This window comes from Rhodococcus sp. NPDC060176 (assembly GCF_042728675.1).
In the GTDB taxonomy this organism is placed as follows: Bacteria; Actinomycetota; Actinomycetes; order Mycobacteriales; family Mycobacteriaceae; genus Rhodococcus_F.
The window spans coordinates 117,936-135,789 of the sequence record NZ_JBHWYS010000011.1; the positions used below are offsets into that span (position 1 = coordinate 117,936).

At 63.4% G+C, this 17,854-nt stretch carries 17 protein-coding genes; 7 read left to right on the top strand and 10 right to left on the bottom strand.

Translation table 11 applies throughout. The features are described from left to right. Positions 1–57: 57 nt before the first annotated feature. Positions 58–1,629 (bottom strand): MFS transporter, encoded by a 1,572-nt coding sequence (locus ACFWEM_RS31060; protein ID WP_378539568.1) that lies wholly within the window; start codon positions 1,627–1,629, stop codon positions 58–60. A gap of 94 nt (positions 1,630–1,723) precedes the next feature. Beyond that, positions 1,724–2,290 (bottom strand): TetR/AcrR family transcriptional regulator, encoded by a 567-nt coding sequence (locus tag ACFWEM_RS31065; RefSeq protein ID WP_378539532.1) that lies wholly within the window; start codon positions 2,288–2,290, stop codon positions 1,724–1,726. A 341-nt stretch (positions 2,291–2,631) separates the two neighbouring features. Between ACFWEM_RS31065 and ACFWEM_RS31070 the strand changes: the two genes are divergently transcribed. Continuing rightward, positions 2,632–3,087, top strand: a complete 456-nt coding sequence (locus ACFWEM_RS31070; RefSeq protein ID WP_378539533.1) for a nitroreductase family deazaflavin-dependent oxidoreductase — start codon at positions 2,632–2,634, stop codon at positions 3,085–3,087. Between the two features lie 59 nt (positions 3,088–3,146). After that, on the top strand, positions 3,147–3,866 hold the full coding sequence (locus tag ACFWEM_RS31075; protein ID WP_378539534.1) for an NADPH-dependent F420 reductase: 720 nt from the start codon (positions 3,147–3,149) through the stop codon (positions 3,864–3,866). A gap of 49 nt (positions 3,867–3,915) precedes the next feature. Here the strand turns inward: ACFWEM_RS31075 and ACFWEM_RS31080 are convergent, their stop codons facing one another. After that, positions 3,916–5,319 (bottom strand): class II fumarate hydratase, encoded by a 1,404-nt coding sequence (locus ACFWEM_RS31080; RefSeq protein ID WP_003945220.1) that lies wholly within the window; start codon positions 5,317–5,319, stop codon positions 3,916–3,918. A gap of 101 nt (positions 5,320–5,420) precedes the next feature. Next, positions 5,421–6,455, bottom strand: coding sequence for a class II fructose-bisphosphatase (gene glpX / locus ACFWEM_RS31085; protein WP_003945202.1), 1,035 nt, complete (start codon positions 6,453–6,455; stop codon positions 5,421–5,423). A gap of 180 nt (positions 6,456–6,635) precedes the next feature. On the opposite strand from glpX, the gene ACFWEM_RS31090 reads away from it, so the two are divergent. Continuing rightward, on the top strand, positions 6,636–7,205 hold the full coding sequence (locus ACFWEM_RS31090) for a DUF4245 domain-containing protein (RefSeq protein ID WP_378539535.1): 570 nt from the start codon (positions 6,636–6,638) through the stop codon (positions 7,203–7,205). Positions 7,206–7,227: 22 nt separating this feature from the next. Here ACFWEM_RS31090 and ACFWEM_RS31095 read toward each other — a convergent pair whose 3' ends face one another. The 3 genes from ACFWEM_RS31095 to ACFWEM_RS31105 are packed head-to-tail and all read right to left on the bottom strand — an operon-like array spanning position 7,228 to position 9,319. After that, complete coding sequence (locus ACFWEM_RS31095) at positions 7,228–7,446, bottom strand: exodeoxyribonuclease VII small subunit (protein ID WP_003945276.1); 219 nt, start codon at positions 7,444–7,446, stop codon at positions 7,228–7,230. Beyond that, the gene (gene xseA, locus ACFWEM_RS31100) at positions 7,443–8,708 is read right to left on the bottom strand and encodes an exodeoxyribonuclease VII large subunit (protein WP_378539536.1); all 1,266 of its coding nucleotides are present in this window, start codon (positions 8,706–8,708) and stop codon (positions 7,443–7,445) included. Before xseA ends, ACFWEM_RS31095 begins: the two co-directional genes overlap by 4 nt. Then, positions 8,705–9,319: a lipid droplet-associated protein gene (locus tag ACFWEM_RS31105; RefSeq protein ID WP_378539537.1), complete on the bottom strand. Its 615-nt coding sequence runs from the start codon at positions 9,317–9,319 to the stop codon at positions 8,705–8,707. Before ACFWEM_RS31105 ends, xseA begins: the two co-directional genes overlap by 4 nt. Positions 9,320–9,471: 152 nt before the next feature. Between ACFWEM_RS31105 and ACFWEM_RS31110 the strand changes: the two genes are divergently transcribed. Next, positions 9,472–10,485, top strand: a complete 1,014-nt coding sequence (locus ACFWEM_RS31110) for a 4-hydroxy-3-methylbut-2-enyl diphosphate reductase (protein ID WP_003945273.1) — start codon at positions 9,472–9,474, stop codon at positions 10,483–10,485. 69 nt (positions 10,486–10,554) lie between these two features. Here ACFWEM_RS31110 and ACFWEM_RS31115 read toward each other — a convergent pair whose 3' ends face one another. Then, positions 10,555–11,517 carry a DUF6542 domain-containing protein gene (locus ACFWEM_RS31115; protein WP_378539538.1) on the bottom strand — a complete coding sequence of 321 codons (963 nt, stop codon included), beginning with the start codon at positions 11,515–11,517 and terminating at the stop codon, positions 10,555–10,557. Positions 11,518–11,734: 217 nt separating this feature from the next. On the opposite strand from ACFWEM_RS31115, the gene ACFWEM_RS31120 reads away from it, so the two are divergent. Together ACFWEM_RS31120 and ACFWEM_RS31125 are read left to right on the top strand one after the other, a co-directional pair. Continuing rightward, positions 11,735–12,910, top strand: a complete 1,176-nt coding sequence (locus ACFWEM_RS31120) for an exonuclease SbcCD subunit D (RefSeq protein WP_378539539.1) — start codon at positions 11,735–11,737, stop codon at positions 12,908–12,910. Beyond that, a complete protein-coding gene (locus tag ACFWEM_RS31125) occupies positions 12,907–15,885 on the top strand; it encodes an AAA family ATPase (protein ID WP_378539540.1) in 2,979 nt (992 codons plus the stop codon). Before ACFWEM_RS31120 ends, ACFWEM_RS31125 begins: the two co-directional genes overlap by 4 nt. On the opposite strand, the gene ACFWEM_RS31130 is transcribed toward ACFWEM_RS31125, so the two are convergent. Continuing rightward, positions 15,886–17,079 (bottom strand): AI-2E family transporter, encoded by a 1,194-nt coding sequence (locus ACFWEM_RS31130; protein ID WP_378539541.1) that lies wholly within the window; start codon positions 17,077–17,079, stop codon positions 15,886–15,888. 152 nt (positions 17,080–17,231) lie between these two features. Between ACFWEM_RS31130 and ACFWEM_RS31135 the strand changes: the two genes are divergently transcribed. After that, a complete protein-coding gene (locus tag ACFWEM_RS31135) occupies positions 17,232–17,636 on the top strand; it encodes a hypothetical protein (protein WP_378539542.1) in 405 nt (134 codons plus the stop codon). Positions 17,637–17,642: 6 nt separating this feature from the next. Here the strand turns inward: ACFWEM_RS31135 and ACFWEM_RS31140 are convergent, their stop codons facing one another. Next, positions 17,643–17,852, bottom strand: a complete 210-nt coding sequence (locus ACFWEM_RS31140; RefSeq protein ID WP_003945213.1) for a YbdD/YjiX family protein — start codon at positions 17,850–17,852, stop codon at positions 17,643–17,645. Positions 17,853–17,854 lie beyond the last annotated feature (2 nt).

Consider the following 17,854-nt stretch of genomic DNA (forward strand, 5'->3'; position numbering starts at 1 on the left):
CAATCCAGTATCGGGGAACGGAGGGCTGATATTGGGACAAATCGGGAAACCTTGTAGCTACTTCGGGGTCTTGGTTGTCAGACTGCCGAGAATGGAGCCTTCCGTGACCGGCTTCCAAGGGAGCAACAACGCGACCAGCAGAGCGGTGATCAATGCTGCTCCGACTGTGAAGTACGACGCGATGGCGAAGCCTTCCAGGCATGCGGTCTTCATCGTGTAGATCAGACTGTCCTTCTGCTGCTCGAAGAGCGGACTGATGTCGCGGGAGCGGATCTCGATGACGCTGAGCACGGACTCACGAGCGAAGCCTTTCTCCTGCGCCGACATCACGGCGTCGGGAATGGCGTCGACGATCGGAGCCACCTTGGACGTGTAGTACGAGGCGACGATCGAACCGATGACGGCGACGCCCAGGGTCCCGCCGAGCTCACGCGTCGTGTCGTTGACTGCCGAACCTGCGCCGGCTTCGTCGAGGGGCACCGAGGACATGATGGAGTCGGTAGCCGGTCCCTGGACAATTGCGAGGCCCAGACCCATGAGAACCATCGAGATCACGACGGGTCCGAGGTAGGGCGTCTCGACGGTCGTCTGGCCGGCCAGGAACATGCCGCCGCTGAGGACGAGGAGGCCGAACACCATCACTGCGGTCGTGCCGAGTTTCTGTGCCGCCAAGGTGGCGACGGGGGCGCCCACGGCGACAGCGGCGGCGAAAGGCAAAGAGTGGATGCCGAATTCGAGCGGCGAGTATTCGCGAACGCCCTGGAAGTACTGCGTGATCAGGAACAAGAATCCGAACATACTGAAGTAGCTGACCGCAATAGCCAAGGCGGGGAATGAAAACCGCCGGATTCGGAAGAGATTCATGTTCAGGATCGCCGCGTCGGTGCGCAGTTCCCATGCTACGAATGCGGCCAACAACACTGTCGCAGAGAGGTATCCCGTGATGCTGAATGTCGACACCCATCCGCGATGTGGTGCGTCGATGATGGTCCACACCAGAATGACGATGCCCAGTAGCGACAAGATTGTTCCGACGAAATCGAATCGGCCGACGTGGAGCGCCTTCGATTCCGGAACAACCAGCAGCACACCCACGATGACCAACAATGCTGCCGGAACGTTCATCCAGAACACCGAGTGCCAGGAGAAGTGCTCGAGAAGCCAGCCGCCCGCAGTCGGGCCGATGGCAATCGCGAAGCCGGCCATTGCGGTCCAGGCCGCGATGGCGATGGCTCGTTCTCTGGCGTCGGTGAAGATGTTGGTGATCATGGCCAACGTAGCCGGAAAGACAGCTGCGGCAAAGACACCCATGGCGGCTCGCGCCATGATCACCTGTTCGAGGTTGGAAGCCAAGGCGCCGACGAGCGACATCGCACCGACGCCGATCAAGCCGATGATCATCACTCGGCGGCGTCCGAAGCGGTCACCCAGGTGGCCGAAGGTGAGTAGGAACCCGGCGAAGGTCAACGTGTACGCGTCGACGATCCACTGCAGATCGCTGACGCTGGCGAACAGGTCGACGCTCATCGTCGGCAGCGCCACGTTGACCACCGTGTTGTCCAGCACGACAAGGAGTTCGGCGAGGCAGATGAAGATCAGCGCAGTGAAGCGACGGGATTTTGTCATCATGGGCGCCGAGGGCGCCGGTGCAAGTGTGTGAGACATGTTTGTACGCCATCTCTGCTCCTGCGCGAACGGCAGCAGCGGTTGGAAGTGGGGTTCGTCAGCTCGGGGCTGAGACCAGAGCCTTGAGGTGAGCGCCGATGCGATCGAGAGGCGCCGTGGTGTGCTGAGCTTTTGCCATCAGGGTTGCGCCTTCGATCGACGCGATGACGACTGTTGCCCACTGTGCTGCAGTGTCGGACGGCTGTCCCTGCTGCCAGAAGAACGATGTGAGAAGCGATTCCCACGATGTGAAGGATTCGCCCGCAGCAGTTAGCGCCGCCGGCGTCGACGCGCCCTCCACTGCCGCGGCTGCGACAGGACAGGAAGAAGTGAAATCGCTCTCTACCAAGCTGTTTCGGAAGATGGTGACAACCGCGTCGATGATCTCCGGTGGGGAAGACTGGGCGATCATCGAACTGATGGCTGCGCTCACGCCCCGGCCGAAGTACGCGACGGCTTCCCCCGCCAACTGCCCTTTGCCCTCGGGGAAGTAGTGGTACACCGACCCGCGGGGTGCGCCGGATCGTTCGACGATCTCGGTGAGCGAGGTTGTGGCGATCCCGTGTTCGCGAAAGGCGTTGATCGCGCCGACCAGCATCAGAGTGCGGGAATCGGAGTCGGCCATTCCGCCATCGTATGCAATCGCGGTGCTGCTCGATTGATTCGGTGTCACTGATTCCTTCGGTACGCCCCACTTGCGACGCGCTGCGGTGATCGGACAACGCGTCTGCGGGCCGGTCATGGCAACGAGGCGTCTCGAGGTGCGTTCATCTCTGCCTCCCAGTATGTCGATCGGTATAGGAACGAATCTGAGACTAGATGTAACCGGCAGACACAGTCAAGTGTTGTATGCAGGTAGCGTGCCTTGATGGAGAATGTTGCTGGCAAAACTCTGCGAACAGTGGTTATATCGTGCGGTATAGAGCTGCTGCATGGAGTGCCAGCTCCGGAGGAGAGGAAAACGACATGCCGGTTCCGACGTCCGTTGCACGAAAAAGAAGAATCGAAGTCGCAGTCGGGAAGTACTTCGCCAATCCGCTGGTCACCGGATTGAATCGGATCGGTCTGATGCCGTCGTTGATGACCGAGATCGAGACGGTCGGACGCCGAACCGGTCTGACCCGCCGAGTACCAGTCGCGATCACCTACAACGGCGACGAGGCGTGGGTCATCGCGCAGCATGGCACCGGCACGGGCTGGGGAGCCAACATCTCTGCGACGCCGGAGGTTCGGATCCGTCGTCGCGGCGAGTGGGTGGATGGTCAGGCTCAGATTATGCCTGACGACGACGTGCCGGCGCGGGTGAAGACTTTCGCGTCGGGGAAGCTCAGATCAGCACTGACTGCGTCTGCGTTCCGCGGGTTGCAGACCGATCCGGTGAGCGTTCGGATCAGGCTGGCGCCCGACCGGTCAACAGATTGAATCAACCGGAGTTGAAATGGTCGGTGCGGAATGACCCGGTGCGTTCTCGTCGTTGACGAATGCAGCGGTGGCGCGATCGCCACGGCACACGACGAAGGAGCAGGGTCATGCGCATCGGAATCATCGGAGCCGGTCAGATCGGTGGCACGCTCACACGTAGGCTTGCTGCGCTCGGTCACGACGTGCGCGTCTCGAACTCGCGGACACCGGATACCCTTGCAGAACTGGAAGCGGAGACGGGCGCGAAGGCAGTCCGCAGTACCGAGGCCGCCGAGGGTGCCGAGCTGGTCATCGTGAGCATTCCGCAGAAGAACGTGGTCGATCTACCGGCGGGGATTCTCAGCGGTGCGGTCGCCGGTGCCCCGGTCATCGAGACCAACAACTACTACCCGCAACAGCGTGACGGTCTGATCTCGGCCATCGAGGACGGGCAGACCGAAAGCGGATGGGTGCAGGAACACCTGGGTGTACCGGTGTTCAAGGCGTTCAACGGAATCTGGTGGAAGCATCTCCTCGAGACGGGGCTTCCCGAAGGTGCAGAGGGGCGCATTGCGCTACCCATCGCCGGTGACGACGACGCGAACAAGCAGGTCGTCTTCGATCTGATCAATCAGTTGGGCTTCGATCCCGTCGATGCGGGAACGATCGACGATTCCTGGCGTCAGCAGCCGGGAACTCCCGTGTACGGCAAGGATTTCGATCGCGAAGCGACGCTGAAAGCATTGGCCGAGGCGAGCCCCGATCGCACCGACGAGTGGCGGGCAACCACTACGGTGTAGGGAAAAGTGTGGCGGTTTCCGAAGTGGAAACCGCCACTCTTTTGTTTGTTCAGTCCTTGACCTTCGCCATCGCCAGAACGTCGAGACGCTTGTCGAGTTCTTCCTCGCTCAGCTTGTCCGGGACGAGTCCGCGCTCGATGACGACCTGACGGATCGTCTTCTTCTCTTTGAGCGCCTGCTTCGCGACGGCTGCGGCTTCCTCGTAACCGATTGCCGAGTTGAGGGGCGTCACGATCGACGGCGAAGATTCGGCGAGTGTCTTGAGGTGCTCCTCGTGCGCGACCAGTCCACTCACGCACTTGTCGGCGAACAGTCGAGAGACGTTGGCCAGCAAGGTGAACGACTCCAGCAGGTTGCGGGCCATGACCGGGATGTAGACGTTGAGTTCGAAAGCTCCGGCGGCGCCACCCCACGCGATGGCGGCGTCGTTTCCGATCACCTGAGCCGCAACCTGAGTGGTTGCCTCGGGCAGGACCGGGTTCACCTTTCCGGGCATGATCGAGCTTCCCGGCTGCAGATCAGGGAGTGCGATCTCGCCGAGTCCGGTCAGCGGACCCGATCCCATCCACCGAATGTCGTTGGCAATCTTCGTCAGTGAGACGGCGATGGTCCGCAGCGCGCCCGATGCCTCGACCAGTCCGTCACGCGCGGCCTGCGCTTCGAAGCTGTTCTTCGCCGGAGTCAGCGCGTCGACACCGGTCGACTTGACCAGTTCGGCAACAACTTTGGGGCCGAATCCATCCGGAGCATTGAGACCGGTGCCGACTGCTGTTCCGCCGATCGGCAGCTCGCCGAGGCGAGGGAGTGTTGCGTTGACGCGCTCGATGCCGGCCTCGATCTGACGTGCGTAGCCGCCGAACTCCTGACCGAGCGTGACCGGCACAGCGTCCATCAGATGGGTGCGTCCGGATTTGACGACGGTCTTCCACTCGGTCGCCTTCGTGGCAAGCGCAGCATGCAGATGTTCCAGTGCCGGAACAAGATCGGTGACCGCTGCTTCGGTAGCTGCGACATGCGTGGCGGTGGGGAAGGTGTCGTTGGAGGACTGCGACATGTTGACGTGATCATTGGGATGTACGTCCACACCGGCGGCCTTCGCGATGGATGCGATGACCTCGTTGGCGTTCATGTTCGAACTGGTTCCCGAGCCGGTCTGGAAGACGTCGATGGGGAACTGATCGTCGTGCTTGCCTTCGGCGATCTCGTTCGCGGCGGCGATGATTGCGTCGGCCTTGTCCGCGTCGAGGAGTCCGAGGTCCTTGTTGACCTGCGCACACGCTGCTTTCAGCAGGCCCATTGCGCGGATCTGGGTGCGTTCGAGGGGGCGCCCGCTGATCGGGAAGTTCTCGACCGCGCGCTGGGTCTGTGCTCGCCACAGTGCGTCGATGGGCACCCGAACTTCGCCCATGGTGTCGTGTTCGATTCGGAACTGTTGATCGTTGCTCTCCGTCATGGCTCCACATTGCCACTTTTGGAGAGCGGGCAGGGGACTACGTCCCCCGTGAGCGGTTAAGGAGTGCAGGGACTCCTTAACCACTCACGGGGCGGAGCCCATCAGAACGTCGGGGGAACCGCGCCCTCTTCGCCGTCGAAGTCGACGGAGCTGTACTCACGGAGCTTTTCGAGACGGTGGTACGCGTCGATCATGCGGACGGTGCCAGACTTGCTGCGCATCACGATGGACTGCGTGCTGGCGCCGCCGCCGTAGTAGCGGACGCCGCGCAGGAGGTCACCGTCGGTGACGCCGGTGGCGCAGAAGAAGACGTTCTCGCCCGAGACGAGATCTTCGGTGGACAGGATCCGATCGAGATCGTGACCGGCGTCGATGGCCTTCTGACGCTCTTCGTCGTCGGTGGGCGCAAGCTTGCCCTGCAGCGATCCTCCCATGCAGCGCATGGCTGCTGCGGCGATGATGCCCTCGGGCGTTCCGCCGATGCCCACGAGCATGTCGGTGCCGGACTCCGGACGCGCTGCGGCGATGGCGCCGGCAACGTCACCGTCGGAGATCAACCGGATACGAGCGCCGGTGTCGCGCACGTCCTGGATCAGCTGGTTGTGACGCGGGCGGTCCAGGATGCAGATCGTGATGTCGGAGACCGACGCCTTCTTGACCTTGGCGACGCGCTTGATGTTCTCGGCGATCGGTGCGCTGATGTCGATGACATCTGCAGCATCCGGTCCGACAGCGATCTTCTCCATGTAGAACACGGCCGACGGATCGAACATCGCGCCGCGCTCGGCAACAGCCAGAACGGAGATCGCGTTGGGCATGCCCTTGGACATCAAGGTGGTGCCGTCGACCGGGTCGACGGCGAAGTCACAGTCGGGACCGTCGCCGTTTCCGACCTCTTCGCCGTTGAACAGCATCGGCGCTTCGTCCTTCTCGCCTTCACCGATGACGACGATGCCGCGCATCGAGACGGAGGAGACGAGCTGACGCATCGCGTCGACGGCTGCTCCGTCGCCGCCTTCCTTGTCGCCGCGGCCTACCCAGCGGCCGGCAGCCATAGCACCGGCTTCGGTGACTCGGACCAATTCGAGTGCGAGGTTACGGTCCGGGGTCTCACGATGAGTGCTGCTGGCCGTCATGTGCGGTGCCTCCTGGCGCGGTCGCGGTCGACGGGGTGTGTCGACGCAGTGGTTTCTTCAGGCGTCATTGTCCCAGATGGGAGCGGCTACGTGCGCTGTCGGGTCGCCGCACGGACGTTTTGTCTCGCTCGAGGGGGACCGGGAATCGTATCCAGAGCGGAGTACCTGGATACTGGGGGTGTGGCATCGAAGAAACCCCGCATTCTCGAAGACAACAAAGACATGGTCTGGTCTCTCGTACCGTTGGTGCTGTTCTGCATCATCATTGCGGGCATCGCCAGCCAGTGCACGTTCAGTCCTGGAGGCCCGACGCAGGGGCCGATCCCGAGCGTCGACGTGGACGCAGCTCTGAACTACGACGCGAAGGAACTCGGATTTCCCATCCGTAACCCCGGTGTTCCGGACGGGTGGACCCCGAACTCCGGCAGTCGCAAGATCATTTCCGGTGATGGCGGCGGTGATTCGAGCACTGTGGGATTCATCACGACCAGCGGTCGCTACATTCAGCTGACGCAGAGCAACGCCGAGGAATTCCCGTTGGTGTCACACGTTGCCGGTGGACAGCGATTCGCGACCGGAGTCGAAACCGTCGGTGCCGATACGTGGAATGTCTTCGGCGGCGAAGGCGTCGAGTCGATCTGGGTCACGGACGTCGGAGATGTTCGCCTGTTGCTGACGGGCGCGGCGATGCCGGAAGAGTTCCGGACTCTTGCCGAGAAGGTCGGCGCAGCGCAGCCGATCACCCCTTAAGGTTTTGCGGTCGGAGCGGGCCTTACTCGTCCGCTTCGGCCAGAGCCTTTTCGACGCGGGCCCTGGCGCCGGCCAAATGCTCCTCACAGCGCTTGGCCAACGCCTCGCCGCGCTCCCACAGCGAGAGAGATGCGTCGAGATCCAGGCCACCCTGTTCGAGAATCTTCACGACGCTCACCAGTTCGTCGCGGGCGGCTTCGTAGCCGAGTTCGTTGATGTCGGTGTCGGTGGCGTTGCTCATTTTTCTCTTCCCATCACTGCGGCGCGAACGGCGCCGTCTGCAAGTCGAACGCGAATCTGGGTTCCGGGTGGTGCATCCTCGACCGAGCGCAGAACCTCCGGATCACCGTCGGGGACAACACGTTGCACGACGGCGTACCCGCGGGCCAACGTCGCGGCAGGGCCCAGAGTGGTGAGCCGGGCACGCAGATGCTCGATTGTTCGGGACTCCGAGTCGATCAGCCGGGTCACATCGCGTCGTCCCGCGGCTTGGAGCCTTTCGACCTCTTCGGCGCGGCGATCCACCGCCAACAGCGGTGATGCCATGACCGGTCGAGTACGCAACTGCTCGATCAGATGAGACTCACGCTTGACCCAGCTGCGCAGTGCCGCAGCGCTGCGGTCACGAAGATCCGAAACCAGGGCAGCTTCCGCCACTGCGTCGGGTACGACGCGTTTGGCCGCGTCAGTGGGCGTGGCTGCGCGCAGGTCGGCGACGTGGTCACTGAGCGGACTGTCCGGCTCGTGGCCGATGGCACTGACGATCGGCGTCGTACAGGCCACGATGGCGCGGCACAGCGCTTCGTCGGAGAACGGCAGAAGATCTTCGACGCTACCGCCGCCGCGAGCGAGGATGATGACGTCGACTACCGGGTTGGCGTCGAGCTCCTTCAGCGCTTCGATGATCTGGGGAACAGCAGTCGGGCCCTGCACCGCGGTGTTACGCACCGCGATAGCCACTGCGGGCCAACGACGATGGGCGACCGAGACGACGTCCTTCTCGGCAGCGCTGGCTCGGCCGGTGATGAGGCCGATCGTGCCGGGCAGAAACGGAAGCGGCCGTTTGAGTCTCGGATCGAACAAGCCCTCGGCGGCGAGCAAGGCGCGAAGTCTCTCAATGCGGGCCAGCAGCTCCCCGATTCCCACGGCGCGAATCTCGGTGACACGCAACGACACAGTTCCTCGTCCGGTGTAGAACGAGAGCTTGCCGAACATCACGACACGCGAGCCTTCGGTCAACGGCACCGGCGAATTGTGCAGCAACTGTGGTGAGCACGTGATCGAAAGCGACATGTCTGCCGACGGATCGCGCAGTACGAGAAATGCCGTTCGGGTGCCGGGGCGTGCATTGATCTGGGTGATCTGACCTTCGACCCAGATACTGCCGAGCCGATCGATCCAGCCGGCAACCTTCGCGGAAACCGTGCGGACCGGCCACGGCTGCTCAGCGCTACTGGCGCCGGACGAACGCTGCGATGAAGCGGGGGGCGTTGCGGAAGTCACTTTGCCTTGGCTGTGGTGATGCGGTTGGCGAGCATGGTCTGGAACGGTGCGCGGGCGAGCGTCGCATTCTCGTAGTCCAGGACTGCGGTCAGCTCGTCGATGCTGAGCGTCCGGATGCGCGCACGGAGCTGTGCGAGTGTGAGGTTGGGGTAGTCGAGTTCGGTGACGATCTCCGGCTCTTCGGCAGGCTTGTCCGACGTGTCTGCGGTGGATTCGGACTCGGCGCCGGGTGCGGGCTCCTCGATTGGGGCGGTCGGCTCGAGCGAGTAGAGCGCGAAGCGTCCGGCGTTGGTCGGGGTGTCAGCCGAGGTCGATCCGGTGGAAGACGATCCGGTGGAAGACGCCGAGTCAGCGGGCGCGTCGGCATCCTCGTCGAACACTGCCCACTCGGGCTGTTCGTCTTCGGAAGACCAGTTGATCAGGGCAAACGCCTGATCGCCCTTGATAGCCAACGAGGTGATCGACTGCTGCACACGCATGCTTGTCTGCAGCATCTGGCTCACGGCGGTCATCGGCAGGGCGACGGCGGTGGTGGGCAACTTCTTTGCCTCTTCCATCGCGGTGACGGCGAGTCCCGCGGCAACGCGCGCCACGAACGGTGGTCGGATCATTCCCACAGCTTGCCGCAAAGCACCGACAATCGGTAGCCGACTTGCCTGTGACGGCCGTACTCGTTCACTTCGCAACCCTCGAACGGCGCGCGAAACGAGGTGTTCATGTTTGCCGGAGTGTCTCACGTTCGAGGTGCCAGTAGGCTGGTCACATGTCTTCGGCTGTTCCTCTCAATCTCGGTATCGCGCACTCGGCTGATTCGCCGTCCACCCGCAAGGGCAGCGCCAAGCGCGTGCTCCTCGCCGAGCCTCGCGGCTACTGCGCCGGCGTCGACCGCGCGGTCGAGACCGTCGAGAAGGCGCTCGAGAAGCACGGCGCACCCATCTACGTGCGTAAGGAGATCGTCCACAATCGCCACGTCGTCGAGACGCTCGAAGATCAAGGCGTGATCTTCGTCGACGAAACCGACGAGGTTCCCGAGGGATCGTTGCTCGTGTTCTCGGCGCACGGTGTGTCGCCGGCCGTCCACGACTCGGCTGCCGAGCGGAACTTGCGCACGATCGACGCGACGTGCCCCCTGGTCACGAAGGTGCACCAGGAAGCAAAGCGATTCGCTCGCGACGACTACGACATCCTGCTCATCGGCCACGAAGGTCACGAGGAGGTCGAAGGCACCGCAGGTGAGGCTCCCGATCACGTCACCATCGTCGACGGCCCGGATTCGGTCGACGCGGTTACGGTTCGCGACGAGTCGAAGGTCATCTGGCTTTCCCAGACCACTCTGAGCGTCGACGAGACGATGCAGACCGTCGCACGCCTGCGTGAGCGTTTCCCGAATCTGCAGGACCCGCCGTCGGACGACATCTGCTACGCCACGCAGAACCGTCAGGTCGCGGTCAAGGCGATGGCTCCCGAGTGCGATCTCGTGATCGTGGTGGGTTCGCGGAACTCGTCCAACTCGGTTCGCCTGGTCGAGGTTGCCCTCGGTGCGGGCGCTGCCGCGTCGTACCTGGTCGACTACGCCCGTGAGGTCGATCTCGCGTGGCTCGAGGGAGTCCAGACCGTCGGCATCACGTCGGGTGCTTCGGTGCCCGAGGTGCTCGTGCGCGGTGTGATCGAACTTCTTGCCGAGCACGGTTACAACGACGTTCAGCCCGTCACCACAGCCAACGAGACTCTGGTGTTCGCCCTTCCCCGTGAATTGCGAGCAGCGCGCACGTCGTAGAACGACAAAAATGCGGGGCACCTTCCATTTGGAAGGTGCCCCGCATTTTTTGCTACTGGGCTCGTCTGTTCAGGACTCGTCGCGATCGCGGTACCGAACTCGCGGCGGCGGATACGCCGGAAGATCGACTCCGGGTGGGCGGCGGCGAGGGGGCAGCGGCGGCGATACGTCGTCACCCGAGGCGAAGAAGGGCTCCATCCGCTCCTCACGCCGGGGCGCAGCGGAGGGCTCGGGCGCTCGGCGGCGACCGTACGACGGGTAGTCGTCGTCTGCTGCCGGTCTGCTGTCCGGCTGAGGGCGACGCGTAGGCGGTTGATGCGTGCGATCGACCCTGGGTGGCAGTGGGCTTCTCCGGGGCGGCAGCGGGCGCTCGTCCTGGATCGGCTCGCGCCTGGGGATGCTTCGGTAAGCGGGCTGTTCGTCCACCTCGGGGGCGCGGCGACGAGGGGGCTCGGAGACGGGTGCGTCGGTCACTCGGCGACGACGCCCGGTCTCGGGCGCGGGGTCGCGAGTGGCAGCTGGGGAGGTGTCCCGAGCCGCAGACGCTGATGTTGCCGAACGGCGGGAGCGGGTCGAGCGCGCAGGCCCGGTGGGGCGCTGATTGAGCAGAAAGTATCGGAAGCCACCGATGATCAGCACGACCACGGTTGCGGCCAACATGATCGGAAAGCGGTTGACCAACGGGTACGCGATATTGATCGCGATGTCGCGCAATGCGGTGCTGTTGTCCTTACCGATGAGCGTGTGCCCGATCGGCACCGCGGCGAAGAGCAGCAGGGGCGGTTGGGCCATCGCGGTGAACAATGCCTTGTTCGAAGCGGCAACCACGGCAAAGAGACAGCCCAGGAAGTAGAACGTCGAGAACACCGCGGTGAGCTCGCCGCCACCTCCGGTGGCATCGATCAGTACGCCGACGGCGGTGACACCGGCAGCAAGCAGGATCACTCCCCACCAGGGCAGGCCGGGGACGGTCACGATGAGCGATCGCTTGTCCAGCGGTACCCCGGAGCGAGCACGTTGGGTTGCAGACACATAACGACATTAGCGGTTCTTGCGTTGTCGGCCGTGTTTGTGCGGGTCGTGGCTGGCGCATTTATCGACGCGATGGCGCGATGGTTTCGGGTTCTTCGTCAAACGAACCGGACGGATTGTGTGCAGGGTCACCGGACGCTCGTGGGTTGGGGCACACCGTCGAAACCGTCAGCGTGGGAGATCGGTGGTGTCGGTGGGCTGCTCTACCGTCGGATTCATGAAGATTCTGCACACCTCCGATTGGCACATAGGTCGCACCTTTCACGGCGTCGATCTGTTGGCCGATCAGGCGAGTGTGCTCGGTTCCATCGCAGATTCCGTCCGCGAACACGGCGTCGACGTCGTGGTCGTGCCGGGGGACATCTACGACCGCTCGATTCCCAGTTCTGATGCGGTCACCGTGTGTAATCGAGGCTTCGAGGCAATTCGGGCGGCCGGGGCGGTCATCGTCGCGACGTCCGGTAATCACGATTCCGCGGTGCGGCTCGGGGCCGGGGCATCCTTTGCCGCTGCCGGCGGATTGCACTTGATCACCCGCGTCGGCCAGATCGGTACTCCGGTGATGCTGAGCGATCAGTTCGGGCCTGTCGCGTTTTACGGGATTCCGTATCTCGAGCCGGAGATCACGCGCGTCGAGTTGGACGTGCCCCGGGCTCGTACTCATTCCGACATCCTCGGAGCGGCAATGTCGCGTGTTCGGCGAGATCTCGCCGAGCGAACGGCGGTCGACCCGTCTACTCGATCGGTATTGCTCGCTCATGCCTTTGTCGTGGGCGGTGAGGCCTCGGAATCGGAACGCTCCATTTCGGTCGGCGGAGTGGAGACCGTCGCAGTGGGCGAGTTCGACGGCGTCGACTACGTCGCCCTCGGACACCTGCATTCTCCGCAGATGCTCTCGGAGAGTGTTCGATACTCGGGTTCACCGTTGCCGTATTCGTTCGGTGAGCGCAGCCACCGCAAGGCTGCGCTCCTGATCGAGCTCGACGCAACCGGTCTGTCATCGGTGCAGCGCCTCGATCTCCCGGTGATTCGGGGTCTGAGCCAGGTGGCTGGAACGCTCGAGGAACTTCTCACCGAGTCGAGGTATGCCGATTCCGAGCAGTGCTATGTCTCCGCATTGCTTACCGACCCGGCCCGTCCCGTCGATGCCATGCGGCAGCTCCAGGCCCGTTTTCCCTTTGCCGTTCATCTCGAATGGCAAAGGCCGGAAGGACAATCGGATCTCAAGTACCGCGATGCGGTACGGGGTCGAACCGACATGGAGATCGCCCGCGGTTTTGTCTCGGCAGTGCGTAGTGACCCGTCCGAGCGCGAGGTCACGTTGATGGCCGAAGCGCTCAGCGCTGCCGCGCGCGCCGAGGAGTCCACGGTCGAACTGGGTGAAACCGCGTGAGACTGCACAAACTCGAAGTCAGCTCTTTCGGGCCATTTGCCGACACGGTCGAGGTCGACTTCGACCGTTTGGGTGCAGACGGGCTGTTCCTCCTTCACGGCGACACCGGGGCAGGCAAGACCACGATCCTCGACGCGGTTGCGTTTGCGCTGTACGGGCGAGTGCCGGGTGCGCGCAACGAGGGCAAGCGATTGCTGTCCGATCACGCGCCCGCCGGCTCGGTGCCGCGCGTGGAACTGGAGGCGACCATCAGTGGTCGCAGAATCAAACTTGTTCGCAGTCCTGAGTATTCGCGTCCGAAGAAGCGCGGGACCGGTTCGATCACCGAGAATGCCAAGGCCACACTGACGTGGTTGGACGGCCACGGCGAAAACCTCTCGCGCATCCCTGACATCGGTGACGAGATCAATCGCCTCATGGGCATGAGCGCTGATCAGTTCTTCCAGGTGGTGCTCTTGCCGCAGGGTGAGTTCGCCAAATTTCTACGTGCCGAAAGCGACGAGCGAGGCAAACTGCTCGAGCGGCTGTTCGACACCAAACGTTTTGTCTCCGTCGAGGCATGGTTCGACGCCAAGCGAAAGGCAAGTGCCACCGCACTCGCGGCCAGGGAGCAGTCCGTGCGACTGCTGCTCGCGAAGGTCGAGACTGCCGCTGGGCTGGAGGTAGGCGCCGAGGCACACCCACTGGAATGGTCGCGCAAACTCCTCGCCGAGGCTCAGGACACCCGCGACGCAAGTCTCTCCGAGATGGTGACTGCCAAAGATGCAGCAGCCGAGGCTAATCGGATTTTCTCAGCGGCGCAGCGGACCGCCGACCTGGTCGCTCGCCGCAATCGTGCAACCGGTGAACTCGCGGCATTCAACACCGGCGCCGCGCACCGATCTGCGATCGGCGCAGAACTCGAGACCGCCAAGCGGGCTGTGCCGGTGGCGACCATCGCCGGCGATGTAGAAGCTGCCCGCGTGGCTCTTGCCGCATCGCTCGAATCGATGAACACCGCGATGTCGACCTACACCGCACTCGACGGGCCGGACATTTTCGAGCCGGAAGTGTGGCCGCCCACCGGCGATGAGCGCCAACGCGTCGTAGCTCGAATCCGGACGTGGCGTGACGAGATCGTTCGGCTGGACGCGCTGGCGGAGGACGCTCGCAGTGCCGATGCGACGGAAGCCGAGATCGAGAAACTCGGAGTTCGGCGAAACTCCCTGTCCGAGCGCCTCGATGCCATTGTGCGTGAACGGACTCAACTGCCAGAGCTGGTGCGCGCGGCCGGCCAACGACTGGACGAAGCGCAACACGCGCATGCCACCCTTCCCGGCCTCGAAGCTGCACTCGCGAAGGCGTCGGATGCTGCGACAGCGGCCCATGAAATCGTTTCTCTGCGTGCGCAAGCCGAGAAGATTCGTGTGCAGGTGTTGGATGCACGTGACGCGCACCAGGGTGCTCGTGGGCGCTGGCTCGATCTTGTGCAGAAGCGTATCGAGGGCATGGCAGCGGAGTTGGCGAGTTCACTCGCACCCGGTGATGCATGCCAGGTGTGTGGTTCGCGTGAACACCCGGCGTTGGCGCAGTCGGACGTCGTCACGGTCACCGAGCCCGATCTCGAGGCCGCGTCGGCAGCCGAGCGCGCAGCCGAGAAAGCTCTCAGCAAAGTCGTCGACCGTCAGGGAACCGTCGACCGTGACATCGATCGGGTGATCGCGCGCGGCGGCGACGGTGATGTCGAAGAACTCGACAGGCTTCGCGCTGCGGCGCAGAGCTCCGTCGACGAGGCAACGCGGGCTTCCAGGCAGGTAGAAGCGCTGGCCGAAAAGCTCGCGCACCTCAACGAGCGTGACGGCGAGCTGCAACAGGAATCCGCTTCTCTGACGGCCGAATTGGCGGCACTGACCGAGCGCATCTCGGCTCTGTCGGCCACGGTCACGCAGATTCGGGCGGCGCTCGTTGCTGCGGTGGGAGACGATTCGTCCATCGCGGCTCGGCGCTCGCGGTTCGAAGGGCTGGCGTCCGCTGCCACGTCTGCGTCCGAAGCGCGGGACGAAGCCGTCCGTGCGCAGGTGCGATCGGCAGAATTGTCGACCAAGCTGGCCGATGCGGCGACCACGGCCGGATTCGATTCGGTTGACGCTGCGATCGAGGGCGTCCGAGCGCCTGCCAGAATCGCGGCGATCGAAACGGAACTCGCCAAAGCGCGTGACCTCGAGGTGGCCGCTCGGACAGTCCTCGACGATCCTGACGTCGTCGCGGTGAGCGAGATCGAGACCGTCGACGTGGACGGTCCTCGTGAGCGCGCTCTTCAGTGCGCAGAAGTAGTGAACTCGGCCGTTGCGGCCGCATCCCTGGCAGAGAACCGTGTGTCGGATCTCGAACGGTTCAGTGGACAACTCGAGAAGGCATTCGCGGCGGTTGCGCCCGAGCGGGAACTGCACGACGAACTCGCTGCCCTCGCCGACGTGATCGCCGGCAAAGGGCAGAACAGTCGCAAGATGTCGCTGAGAGCCTATGTACTCGCGTCGCGGTTGGAAGAGATCGCGGTGTCGGCATCAGTTCGGCTGCAGCGGATGTCCGGGGGACGGTACGAGTTCGTCCATAGTGACGAGGCAGGAACTCGGGGTCGCCGCGGCGGTCTGGGACTCGACATCCGTGACGACTTCACGGGCGTCGTGCGCTCGGCGAAGACGCTGTCCGGCGGTGAATCGTTCTTGGCATCATTGTCTTTGGCGCTCGGACTCGCCGATGTAGTTGCCGCGGAGTCCGGTGGAATCGTTCTCGACACGATGTTCATCGACGAAGGATTCGGCACTCTCGACGCGGACACCCTGGACTCGGTGATGGCTGTGCTGGACGAGCTCCGTGATGGTGGACGCGTGGTGGGAATCGTCAGTCACGTGGACGAGATGCGGCAGCGAATCCCGAGTCGCCTGCACGTCATTCGGGGACGTGCAGGCTCCTCGGTGAAGGTGATCGCGGGCTGATCAGGCCTTTTCGTTCTCTACCTCTGACTCGGCTTCGTCATCCTGCTCTTCGAGGACGTCCGAGGCGTCGCCGGCAGGCATCGGCTCGTTGTCACTTGCGCGTTCGTCGATCTGCTCGCCGATGTACCGGATGACCACCGCAGCCACGGCGGCGACCGGTACTGCGAGGAAGGCGCCGACGATGCCGTACAGCGAGCTACCGGCAGCCACGGCAAGCAGCACGATGACGGCGTGGAGTTTCATCGACTTGCTCTGTAGCACAGGCTGAAGGACGTTTCCTTCGATCTGCTGAACCGCCAGGATGATGATGAGCACGATGATGGCGGTGGTGAGACCGTTGGCCACCAGGGCAACCAAGACGGCCAGGGCGCCGGCGACAAACGCACCGACGATCGGGATGAAGCCACCGATGAATGTGAGAATTGCCAGCACCGGTGCCAGCGGGACCCCGAGGATCAGCAATCCGGCGCCGATGAAGACCGCGTCGATCAAGCTCACCAGCGCTTGAGTCCTGATGAATCCGCCGAGCGTGTCCCACATGCGAGTGAGGACCTCTTCGAGGTGCCTTCCGGCACGGCCGCCGCCGACAGCGTGCAGCCACGGGATGAACCTCGGTCCGTCTTTGATGAAGAAGAACGCGAGAATCAGGACCAAACCGAGCGTGACCAACAACGAGCTAGCCGTGCTCACACCGCTGAAAACGCCTGAAGCGATAGCAGTTCCACTTTCCTGCACCTTGGTGATGACGGCGTGGACAGCGTTGTCGATCTGGTCGTCCTTGAGATTCAACGGCGGACCCTGGAGCCAGTCCTGAACCTGGTTGATGCCCTCGGTGGTCTTGTTCGCGAGCTCGGGGGCCTGGCTGACCACTGACGGAACGATGCCTGCGATCACTCCGGCCAGGATGCCGATCGAGAGCACCAGGGTGATGCCGGCTGCCGCGGCCGGTGGCATACCGCGCTTGATCATGCCGCGGGTCGGTGGCCACATGACCGTCGCAACAACGATCGCCAGAGCCACCGGCAGGACGATGACCCAGAGCTTTTCGATCAGCCAACCGAAAATCCAGGCACCCAGCGAAATCGACGCCAACACCAACGACCACTTCGCGAGCCACATACCCCCTTGCCCGATGATCTCGCCGCGGTCGCGCTTTCGCACCCCTGCGGACGTCCCCTTGTCTTGCTCGCTCACTGATCGTCCTTTCCGTCGGCGCAGGGATCTCCTCGCCGATGTGAGAATCCGGTGATCTAGCTGAGCTGATCGTAACGACTGCATGCGATAACTCGTGTGTTGCGCTGCAATACTGTGTTTTGAAGCATGCCGACCGGACTAACATTTCCGTCATGAGAATCGCAGCAGCAGTCGGGGCAGCAGCAATCGTCGTTCTCGGGCTCACCGCGTGTAGCACCGAGGATCAGGACAACGCACAGAACAAGATCAGCGAGGCAGTCACGAGCGGGCAACAGGCGCTCGAGACGGCTAAACAGTCAGCCGGCAACGCCATCGATCAGGGCAAGACGGCGCTGTTCGTCGCCACGTTCCGTGGGGCTTACGCACCGTTGGCGGAGAACCGCGACGACGCAGACATCGAGGAGATCTTGACGACCACGTGCACCGAGGTCGCCAACGGCACGGACGAGGCGAAGGTCAAGGCCAAGATCACCGACCTGGCCGAGAACAACGGCAACAAGCCCACCGACGAGCAGGCTGGCCACATTTACGAACTCGCGAAGGCCACCTGCCCCTGACCGGATTCAGCAGCAGCGGGCGCCTGGATTGGCGTCGGCTGCTGCGTGTCGGCGTCGCCAGAACTCCCGTTCGCTGATCACCGGTGAGTCGGCGTGGTGGCGTCGGGTGTGCTCGACGTAGCGCTGATAGTCGAGATCACCCATCACCGAGCGAACCCACCACAGCGTTCCGCGGAACGCTGTGGTGAGTTTTGCCGTCATAGTCGCCGTCGTCATGG